General features: G+C 43.2%; 4 protein-coding genes. All 4 read right to left on the bottom strand.

Going from position 1 to position 7,471, the window contains the following annotated elements; all coding sequences use genetic code 11:
- Positions 1-2,332: BREX-1 system adenine-specific DNA-methyltransferase PglX (gene pglX / locus FC75_RS10090; RefSeq protein ID WP_056989812.1), on the bottom strand; the 2,332-nt coding region annotated here is incomplete at its 3' end.
- A 33-nt stretch (positions 2,333-2,365) separates the two neighbouring features.
- Positions 2,366-6,004 carry a BREX system P-loop protein BrxC gene (gene brxC, locus FC75_RS10095; protein WP_162261112.1) on the bottom strand — a complete coding sequence of 1,213 codons (3,639 nt, stop codon included), beginning with the start codon at positions 6,002-6,004 and terminating at the stop codon, positions 2,366-2,368.
- Complete coding sequence (locus tag FC75_RS10100; protein WP_054666111.1) at positions 5,994-6,599, bottom strand: DUF1788 domain-containing protein; 606 nt, start codon at positions 6,597-6,599, stop codon at positions 5,994-5,996. The genes brxC and FC75_RS10100 overlap by 11 nt, the downstream gene beginning before the upstream one ends.
- Before the next feature lie 2 nt (positions 6,600-6,601).
- The gene (locus tag FC75_RS10105; protein WP_054666106.1) at positions 6,602-7,195 is read right to left on the bottom strand and encodes a DUF1819 family protein; all 594 of its coding nucleotides are present in this window, start codon (positions 7,193-7,195) and stop codon (positions 6,602-6,604) included.
- Positions 7,196-7,471: the final 276 nt, after the last annotated feature.

Here is a 7,471-nt window from a genome sequence, read left to right on the forward strand (position 1 = left end):
TACTAAATCCACCGCTCGTAATTAGAGACCAGGTAATCGCTTCACGAAAGTAATAACTGGGACTTCTAAGCACTGAGCGTAATTGTCCATCACGCCAGAAATTATGTTTTAAAGCAAATCCATCATCTTTCCAATTAACAACATAATCGTAATTGCCATACCATTTTCTGTACGCTCCTCCCTTGTTATAAGGGAACCATGTCTTACCAGATGCTTCAGCTTCAGACGAATTATGTGCGTTCAGATATACATCCTCAAAACCAACTTCATACCACTGACGAAGAAATTTAGAATTTTCCCCTGTCGTAATTCCGTTTCTTGCTTCCACTATTTCTGCAAGCGGACGACCAACCTCAAAATCGTGGATTAACTCGGAACTCGCCCAATACGCAATTGGACTGCCAGGTATCTTTCCGAAGTTCGCTTGGTTAGTTCGATAAAAGTATGACACATCTGGATTTTGAATTGCTTTAAGCGTCTTTTCACGCTGAACGCCCATGCCACCCTTGAAATCAGAAAGGCGGATATAGCTGCCAACCAAATTTTCATGAGAGTTTTGAAGCACGAACGTATTAATTGGAACAGTAGCTTCTTCAAACGCAGAATATTCCATTTGAATCAGACTAGAAATCCGCTTAGTACCCAAGACCGATGTGCGCAATGCCTGATATGTTTTAATGAACATCCATACCATCGGGGTCATATACGCAGCATATCCATTTGGTTTGGTCATCCCAATATTAAGCCAGATGAAAACAGAGAAAAGATCTCCTGAATAAGCCTTGTAATGCTTTTTGACATAAGCCTTCAGAGGCTTATCCATCTTATTCAGATAAGGCGGATTCGTGACAACAACATCGTAAGTTGCCTGTAACACATCGATGACAGACAGCATTCTGAAAATTTGACTTCGAATACTTTCCCCTACAAATAGACTGACCGCATCAGAATCTTGTTCTCCCATCCCATTTCGAATACTTTTGGTGTCATAAGTTTTTGAAAGTTCAATAATTGAGCCTAACGACTTCGCGTTGATGAACTCATCTCGAATTTCGGTTAAATCACGCTTTGACTCTGAGCTAAGATCAAGCTGGTCAATAACATCATCCGTGAGATTAGCCGAAGACTCAAACTCATAGAGATTAGGCTGAATATTCCCATCAAGGGCGTGTCGATCATACTGACGGAGCTTCATCATGATGGCAAAATAAGCAAGTTGAAAAGCCCGCTTATCAATTTCCAAGCCAAACAAATTGTTTTGAACAATTTTTCTAGCGGCTTCGCGCTTTACAAATCCATTCTCCTCATAGATTGCCATCAAGACATCGAAGGCATAAACAAGAATGTGACCAGAACCCATCGCATTATCAAGTACACGCAATTGGGAGAGTTCTACGCTCTTCGAAACTGAATGAAGTTTCCCAGGGATTAAATAATGTAATGTAGAAGCCAAGCCTGAATTCTCAGAGTGTTCCAGATAGTATCGGCCAAGTGAGTTATCAACCATGTAGCGTACAACCCAGTCTGTCGTAAAAAGCTGGGTTGCCGCTGGTATATCTGCCTCTTTTACCGCACCTCCATTAATATTCACAACGCGATTATGCGGTTCTTCGTTGTAGTACTGGTAAAGCCAACCAATCACTTCTACTTGGCCTTGGCCTGAATCACCTACATCAAAATCAGCCTCTGGCACATTTGTTACAAGATCTTTGATTACCCCACTGTGATAATTTGGGGTAAACAGAAGTTGTAAGTAATCTTTCGTAGGCTCAAAAAGACTGGGCAGGTTTTTGCTCAGCGCATTCACTTGCTTCAAAAACAGCATCTGATACAGATCATCCATTGCGGCTGGAGCCTGGGTATCCCAGGCGCGATCAATAAGCGCGAGTTCATCCCCACTGTAGCCACCTAACGCATCTTCAATACCACGTGCATCAGTCATAATATCTGGTTCAGCTGTACCGCGAATCGATGACAAGACACGTGTTCCAGATGGAAGATAATCATTAACTTCCATAAAACGCAAAGCAATTATGCGGTTAAACCATGTATAGGCTGCTTCTTCGGTCAACTCAGAGAAAGCTTCAGACCAACTCTTTCCGTCCTTTCGGTCCTCGAGTCGACTGATGATTGCCCTTCTTCGGGTAATGTCCGAACCGATCAAGGGATGGGCGGGGTTCCCAGCATAAAATTCAGCCTCAGCTGTTGAACTTGGAAGCTTCTCCTCTGCTCCCTTATCGGTAATACTGATCAACTCTAGACGAAGCTTAACTGCTCCAATGAGGTCTCTGCGTGCGTGCGTTGCAAATGTCTCTACAATTTTTTTGTCCATGTAAGCTCCCCGTATACTTTTTGAGATAAACAATCACAGATGAAAATCAATACCATCCACACCATCATCATTGAGTCTATCTGCCAATTGTTGCTTCAATTCTTTGAGATAAGAGTCAATATCCTTTGTGTCATTGATATTCCAGATCTGTTTTAGTCTCAGATCTGTTGGATGGACATCCACAAAGTTTTTAACCTTACCCTCAGCTGTTGGCGCAGTTGTTGGGGCAACTGATGATGCCGTTGAACCGTTTTCGCTGGTTGTTGAAGATGTTGTAGGTTGTGTTCCCTGTTCTTCCGATTTGGCCTTAGCAACGGCAGCATTCAGTTCGTTCTGAAACTTCTCGTACTCCCGATGCGCGACATCTGCTTTAGCACTTAGGTCATTCAGAACACCAGCATCCTTAGCTTCCATCAAGGTTTGGTCAATTTTGTTACTGAATGGGACAAAACTTTTGTGGTTAAACGTCTCACCAATTTCGGAACGAACCATCTTATCTTCAGCTTGAATCCGATACTGCTCAATTTTGTGTTGAACCTTTTTAAGTTCAGCGTCAAAAATCTGATTGTAGAGCGTATCAAACTGGCCATCCAGCGCCCTGATATTCTGTATTGAACTCTCTGCTTGATTCGACTTAAGCTGGTCAGTTAACTGTGCAACCACCGATTCGAGTTCAGAATTACTGATTTTTTCCTTTGAGTGCTCGTAGATCGAGAGATCCTTAAGTCCAGCGTCCCAAATGTCTTGGGTATTCTGATTAACGTAAAAATCCGCAATACCCCTGTCTTCAAAATCTTCGCGCCAATCCAATAGGTCATTAAAACGCCGACTTAAAACATCGAAAAATTGATCCGAATCCTTGGTTACGTTCAACTCGTGGAGAAGTTCGATACCCTTTTGAAGAAGATCATGACCAGGGTAACGCTGATCTTTTAACTCATACTGCCTTAAGCTTTCGTAGTCGCTGGCAATCTTGGGCTTAAGCTCAGAGACCAAAATTTCAGAATTATCCGACGAGAAAGAATTCTTCTTGAAAACTTGGCTGGCAACCTGACGCAACCTTTTAATCTCTGTTGGCGTATAATCATGTTTAATTTGAAGAGCAATCTTTTCGGTGTATTGCTTCTTGGTTAGAAAATCAACAATTTGCTTAACGTTAAATTCGCCTGAGACGCGACTAACAACTTCACCGTTATACGTTAATTTGATCTTACCAGCCGCATACAGCTTGCCCACGATCCATTCTACATCTTCCTCGGTATAGCCAAAGGGAATCTCATGAAACCGATCGATAACCCGTTTCAGTGTGATGTGTGGATCCTTCTCACGTTGCAACCATCCGATGACAGCCTCGACGGCACGCTTGTTTTCTGAAGTATCTACTAGTTCGCCTGATTTAAGAACCTGAAGAACGTCTTTCTCTCCCTTTGCGGCGTCGATATAGCTAAGATTACGATACGTATCATCTACCACGCTCTGAAGGGCGGCATCTAATTGATGAGCAAAATCGCGACCCTTGTCCAGCTCATTCCCACCCACAAAAATGGAGGAATGATGGAGTGCTTCGATCGCCTTCGTTCGAGCCATATCGAGCAGTTCATTATGCTCTGCTGCACGTGCATCAACTAACGAACGATAACGAGAATCAGTATTGTTCGTGCCACTCATGCGGAATCTCTGGATTTTCTCTGCACGCCTAATATAGCTAATATAATCGTCTTGGTCAGTTAGTAAGATGACCACTTCTGTTGGTGCCCCTGCAGAGTGAAGACGTGCCATCGCTTGATCTCGCTTTTCGAGATTGAGGGTACTTAACAACCGAATTGAAAGAGCATTATTCGTTTTTCCCATAGGCGTATCATCAATATACTCGTTCAAGCTGAAGATATACCGACCATTTAGTTTGGGATAGCTATACTTTGATGGAATAACTTTAGTGTCGAACAGAAACTCTCCTAATTTATTGATAATTTCAGCATCAGATACTTGTTGCTGCTCAATTTCTTTGTTAATGTCCTGCTCGGTGTCCGTCAAAAAGACATAGGTATCCATATTCTTCTCGACTACTTGCTGACTCACAAGTTTGTTGAGGGCCTCTTGAACCCTCCTCGTCAGTTCAATCTTATCAACATCAGTGCTGTCAATCATCAAGGTCACAATGTTATTCAACGTTGCCTTAAATGTGGTCACATACTTGACCATAAATAGCGTCTTGAGAACTTGAATGGCGAATGGATTGCGTTCCTTCTTCGGATTGATCACCTGATCATCCTCGCGCGCGTGTTCAATCACAATGCGGTGGGTATGGTCGAGAAATTGTTCAAGGCCTTCGAAGAAAAGCGAGAAAGGAATCAACGCACCAACGTCGCGATCCTCCATACGAATGGCAGACTCTTGAAAGATTGAGAGCATTGAGCGCTCACCTTCTGAAAGATGCTTTCCCTCAGACCCGTGAGTCCTAATTGCAGTTAGTACCTGTTGCAGTAAATTAAACTGATATGGCACAAATGGATAATTATTAGCAAAGCTCTCTGGTGAATCATACTTCAGCCTTTTAACGCCTTCTTGATCAAAGTCGATGGCATTGTTGATAGCAGAACCGTTGGCGACATACATGCCTTTCAGATTGTCCTCAACCTCCGGGGTCTTAGCCAGCAAACGCTTTTTGATCACTTCGTCAACGTTGGCCGAACTTAAAGCAATCCGTGTCTTGAACCGACCTTGAATTTTAGAGAAGTCCTGCCCGTTAACATTGTTAGTGACCTCAGCAATGTCCTGCTGAGAAGTGACCACAACCCAGGCCTTGCCCTTAACAACACGACCAAGCTCCTCAACAACAGTCTGCAGATTCAGCATCCGTTGTAGACTATCGCCAACAAACTGACCAACTTCGTCAACCAAGAACGCTACGCGATGCCCAGTTTTCTGGACATAATCATTCACCAGTTCTGCAAAATCCTCAACATTTATCTGATATGGCGTCTTCAGTTGATCAATGAAACCCTGAGCGTCTTCCTGGCTCATGAAATCAATGGAAACAAGGGCGTCGCGGATTTTTCCCATGTTGAAGTAGTAGTGATCACGCCCATCTTCCCAATCTAAGTGATTATCTTCAATTTGGCTAAATGCTTGCTTAAATTCATCATACTTGCCAGCAGCAACCAAACGGCGCTCAAGATCCGCAATCCAAGGGCTCTTATCAGAAAAGCCCTGCATGGCGTTGAACACTTGTAAAAAGACCTTAACAATAACATTGTCATCAGCTTTATCACCGCTCATCGCTTTGGCGTCAATATTAAAAAGGATGACCTGAGTATCGGATTCGGCTGCAGCGTGCATCTGATTCAGCGTCATCTGATCCTTAATCTTACCTTCAAAATAGTCAACGGCGCGCTTTCCATCAACTTCTCGGTTTTCCAATACATCGGCGATGACCTTCAAAAAGTGTGACTTCCCGGAACCAAAGAAGCCAGAGATCCACACCCCCATGTCATCAGTTGAACCCGTCAAAGAATCTTCATAAGCAGAAAAGAAACGGGCAAACTGCGACTGTAGCTCATTTGTCACCACGTACTCTTCCAGTTCCTGCTTAGTATTGTCCTCTTGACCGACTTTGATGACCCCTTGGATGTCCCGATCAATTGACTTTTGAAAAAGATCCTTAATCTTCATTTTCATTCCACTCCATTCTTAATCCAAACGCCCGATAGTAATTGTCGTCTTCCAATTGACCAAACATCTTCAGGTGCACACCATCGTACTTACCAGGATAGAACATCACCACAGGGAACTTATCGATCACTTGATTCATTGTATTCAAAATCTTATGCGACCGAAGCAACGGAAAAATCTTTCCAACCCCAACCAGAAAGATAATCGTGGATTCATCATTTTCGACCGCTTTGCGAATATGCTCAACAATTAAGTTTCGCTCGGTGTCCATATCCAAGATATTGTTCATCTGCGTCACAACCGCAGCCATGCCATCGTCTTGCTCAATACTCTCAAAACCTTCTCGATAACCGAACTGATCCACGATAGTCATCATAATATCGAACAGGTCAAAGACTTTGACGTCAGCACCAATCGTCGCAATTGTGGAGGAAGCAGCAATATCGGCAACATTATCACGAACAATCAGCTCATCTTTGGGATCATAGTCAAAAATGTAATACCCCACCTCGTTCGACAGGCCCTGATTTTGCTGGAAAGATGGTTGCGCAATCTTCTGTCTTAGTTGTCCAAAATCTTTCTCTAAGTCTGCCATGGCTACCTCCCTGTCAGTGCTGCAACATAATCCTGGTGATTGACCTCAACTAACGCATCTTCAAGAGCTGGATCTAATAGCGGCCTTGTCACTAATAAAGTCGATCCATTCAACTTTGCTAACCCTGCCTGCCTTAGATAATTACGAAAAGTCCCTGCTAACCGATCAATCGTCTCATCTTGCCACTTAGCCACCTTCTCATCCTCTGCTTGAAGCCGGCGGAAGAATGCCTGAATCTCAAAATCTTCGAGTTTCTGATCCCCCATCATCAGCTCATCACGGTAGGTCCTCAAGATGAAAGTCTTGAACAACAAGTTAGTATTCATCAAACCAATCAAGTCGATAAGCCTCTGATTATCGGTGTCTGTGTTAAAAAAAACGGAATAAATTGGATCAGTCAAAGACATCACGCGCTTGGTCAGCTGACTATACAAATTCTGTCTGCGTCCCTTGGAGGTAAGCTTAAACCAATTGTGTGTTATAATTCTTGACTGAATTTGGTCCCAGGTTTCCCCCTCGTCTAGCCATTCCATAGCCTGCTTAAATTCATAGAACCAAAAAGGGTATTTAACTGCTCCTGCGGAATAACTGGCCATAATGCTCTCCTCCCTGTACTTGACTTAAGTACAATTCTACCAGACTAAAAGAGGTGATGATCGGCCTGCCTGAACTCTTTGTTCTAAAATAAATACCCTTGGCTACCAAAGCACAATGCTTTGATCAGCAAATTCTTGCTGACGTTTAGCTACTTTTTCATCGTCCCAGCCATCTCGCAATTGTAGTGCCAATTCACGATTGGTTTGAACATTCGATTGGTTCCCCAGTTTACAATTCAAGTGCAACACCTTAGCGACTAGACCAAAAAGGCCATG

Source organism: Lacticaseibacillus camelliae DSM 22697 = JCM 13995 (assembly GCF_001436615.1).
In the GTDB taxonomy this organism is placed as follows: Bacteria; Bacillota; Bacilli; order Lactobacillales; family Lactobacillaceae; genus Lacticaseibacillus; species Lacticaseibacillus camelliae.

Bases quoted from the DNA above. Each gene is read 5' to 3' on its own strand.
- FC75_RS10100 (WP_054666111.1), bottom strand. From the start codon at position 6,599: ATGGCAGACTTAGAGAAAGATTTTGGACAACTAAGACAGAAGATTGCG.
- FC75_RS10105 (WP_054666106.1), bottom strand. From the start codon at position 7,195: ATGGCCAGTTATTCCGCAGGAGCAGTTAAATACCCTTTTTGGTTCTAT.
- brxC (WP_162261112.1), bottom strand. From the start codon at position 6,004: ATGAAGATTAAGGATCTTTTTCAAAAGTCAATTGATCGGGACATCCAA.